The organism is Streptomyces sp. bgisy159, assembly GCF_057707805.1.
Genome location: NZ_JBYIQX010000100.1, coordinates 1 through 3,382 on the forward strand (window position 1 = coordinate 1; position 3,382 = coordinate 3,382).

A 3,382-nucleotide genomic window follows, 5' to 3' on the forward strand; every position below is an offset into this window, starting at 1 on the left:
CAGGTACGAGAGACGGCCGGAGATGATGCTGGTGGCGTTGCCCGTGAGGAGCAGGCCGTCCAGGCCCTCCGGGGCTTCGTGGAGCAGCGTCGACCCGTACTCCTGGGCGATGGCCCCGACGAACACGCCGGCCGCGCTCCTGTCGAGTGAGGTGGGGTCGATGCCGGCGCGCTCGAAGGTCTCCCAGGCGGTCTCCAGGAGCAGCCGCTGCTGCGGGTCCATGGTGAGCGCCTCACGCGGCGAGATGCCGAAGAATGCCTCGTCGAAGCGCCCGGCGCCGTCCAGGAAACCGCCGTTGCGGGTGTAGGACGTGCCCGGCTTGTCCGGGTCGGGGTTGATCAGGGTGTCCAGGTCCCAGCCGCGGTCGGTGGGGAACTCGCCGATCGCGTCGGTCTCGGACCGCAGGAGGTCCCACAGGTCCTCGGGTCCCGTGACCCCGCCGGGCAGCCGGCACCCCATGGCGACGACGGCGATGGCGTCGTCGTCCGGCGTGATGTCCGGGCGTACCGGTGGCGGGGACGTCACGGCCTCGGCCCCGGCGCGGCTCGCGTTCAGGTGCTCGGCCAGGGCGTGCGGGGTGGGGTAGTCGAAGACGGCGGTCGGGGCGAGCCGCAGACCCGTCACCGCGTTGAGCCGGTTGCGCAGTTCGACCGCGGAGAGCGAGTCGAAGCCGATGTCCTTGAACGCGCTGTCGGCGCGCACGGCATCCGGCGTCTCGTGTCCGAGGACCGCGGCGGCATGCCGGAGGACCATGGCGAGCAGAACCCGCTCGGCCTCCTGCGGCGACAGCCCGGCCAGCTCGGCCCCGGCGCCGTCGGCCTCGCCCGCGTCGGCGGCGGTACGCCGCGCGGCGGCACGCACCAGACCGCTCAGCAGCACAGGCACCCCTTCGGGGCGGCGGCGCAGCGCGGCCGGGTCGAAACGGGCCGCGACGCACGTGGCCGCGTCCCGGGTGACTGCGGCGTCGAGGAGCGCCAGTCCCTGCTCGGCGGTGAGCGGCCGGACCCCGTTGCGGGCGATGCGGTCGCGGTCGACGACGCCCAGGTGCGCGGTCAGGCCGCCGTCCTCCCAGAGGCCCCAGGCCACGGCGGTGGCGGGCAGCCCGAGCGAGCGCCGGTGCTCGGCCAGGCCGTCGAGGAAGGCGTTGGCCGCCGCGTAGTTGGCCTGTCCGACGCCGCCGATGGTGCCGGCGATCGACGAGAAGAGCACGAAGTACGCCAGATCCGCGTCGCGGGTGAGATCGTGCAGGTGCAGTGACGCGTCCACCTTGGGCCGCAGCACCGTGTCGACCTGTTCCGGGGAGAGACCGGTGACCATGCCGTCGGCGAGAAGACCCGCGCTGTGCACGACGGCGGTCAGCGGACGGTCGAGACCGTCGAGGACGACGGCCAGCGCGTCGCGGTCGGCCACGTCGCACGCCTCGACGCTCACGGAGGCGCCCATGGCGGTGAGTTCGCCGACGAGGTCGCCGACTCCTTCCGTTTCGCGTCCGCGTCTGCTCAGCAGCAGCAGATGGCGGGCACCGTGGGCGGCGACCAGGTGCCGGGCGGCGAGCCTGCCCACGCCGGTGGTCCCGCCGGTGACGAGGACGACCCCCTCGGGGTCCAGCCGGCGCGGCGCACCGGATGCCACGTCCGTGGCATGGGCCAGGCGGGGGACGCACAGTTCACCCGCGCGGACGGCGGTCTGCGGTTCTCCGGAAGCGGCCGCGGCAAGAAGCCCGGCCACGTCCGCGGCGCCGTCACCGGCATCCGTCCCGGGCTCCAGGTCGACCAGGCTGAGGCGTCCGGGGTGTTCGGCCTGCGCCGTCCTGACGAGGCCCCAGAGCGCCGTGCCGACCGGGTCGGTGACGCCGGAGGCACCGTCGGCCGGGACCGCGCCCCTGGTGGCGACGATCAGGCGCGTCTCCGCGTACCGCTCATCGGTCAGGTGACGCTGTACCTGTGCGAGCGTGTCCCGCACCCGGGCACGGGCCGCGGCCGCGGCGTCCGCCGCGTCCGGCGCCGGCCGGTCGAGCAGGAGCAGCGTGTCGGGGGAGACGCCGGAGGTGTCCTCCGTCAGGTCCGCCGCCTCGTGTGCGTCCACGCCTGCGTCGGCGAGGGCCCTGGCGAGTTCGGCGGCGCGACCGCCCACCACGAGCCATCGACCCCAGGGCCGCCGCTCGGGCGTGGACGCGAGGGCCCGCCACTCCGTGCGCAGCAGCATCCGCCGGACCGTCTCACCCGCCGCGGTCACCGTTCCGTCGGCCACGGGCCGCGTCAACAGCTTGCCCACGGAGACGACAGGGGCTCCCGAAGGGTCGACCGCGAGCAACGAGACGACCCCGGTCTCCGACCACGTCAGCCGGACTCGCAGGGTCGCGGCACCGGATGCGTGCAACTCCACGCCCTGCCAGGAGAACGGCAGACTGAGCGGCCCGGTGGCGTCCTGCTCGACCTCGTTCAGCACGTCGGCGTGGAGGGCCGCGTCGAGCAGCGCCGGATGAACGCCCCAGCCGTCGCTCTTCTCCCGCTCGGGCAGCGCGACCTCGGCGAAGACCTCCCCGTTCCGGCGCCAGACCGCCCGCAGGCCCCGGAAGACCGGGCCGTAGCCGTATCCGGCGCGGGCCATCCGCTCGTAGGCATCCGCGACGGCCACCTCCTCGGCACCCTGCGGCGGCCAGGTGGCGAGCGCCCCGGCCTGCTCCGAGCCGGTGGACGCAGGCGCGGGGCTCAGGAAGCCGCGGGCATGCCGGGTCCACAGCGGGCTGCCGGCCGGCTCATCGCTCCTGGGGGCCGAGTGGACGCTGACCGCCCGGCGCCCGGAGGTGTCCGGGGCTCCGACGGTCACCTGGAGGCTGAGAGTCTGCCGCGCGTCGACGACGAGCGGGCTCTCCAGGACCAACTCCTCCAGGGTTGACGCTCCCACCTCGTCCCCCGCGCGGATCACGGCCTCGACGAAGGCGGTGCCGGGCAACAGGACGGTCCCGTTCACCACATGGTCGGCGAGCCAGGGCTGGGCGGCCGTGGAGATCTGCCCGGTGAGGACCAGGCCGTCCTCCTCGGGGCGGTGCACCGCCGCGCCGAGGAGGGGGTGGCCCACGTCGTGCAGGCCGAGCGATCGGGGGTCACCGCCGGTGGAGGGGGTGAGCCAGTGGTGGGTGCCTTGGAAGGGGTAGGTGGGGAGGTCGGGGTGGAGGGGCAGGGGGGTGGGGCGTACGGGGATGCCGCTGGTGTAGGCGGTGGCGACGGACTCGGTGAAGTCCTGTGTGTCGCCGCGGTCGCGGTGCAGCGTGCCGAGGACGACCGGTTCGGCACCGGCCATTTCCTGCAGGGTCTGCTGGACGGGGAGGGTGAGTACCGGGTGGGGACTTACTTCGATGAAGGCGGTGAGGCCTGCTTCG

Annotated in this window: 1 protein-coding gene; it reads right to left on the reverse strand. The window is 74.3% G+C overall.

Annotated elements, in window-relative coordinates; all coding sequences use genetic code 11:
- Positions 1–3,303 (reverse strand): type I polyketide synthase (locus tag AC3ET3_RS35910; protein ID WP_435613712.1); only part of this gene is annotated, 3,303 nt, incomplete at its 3' end.
- Positions 3,304–3,382 lie beyond the last annotated feature (79 nt).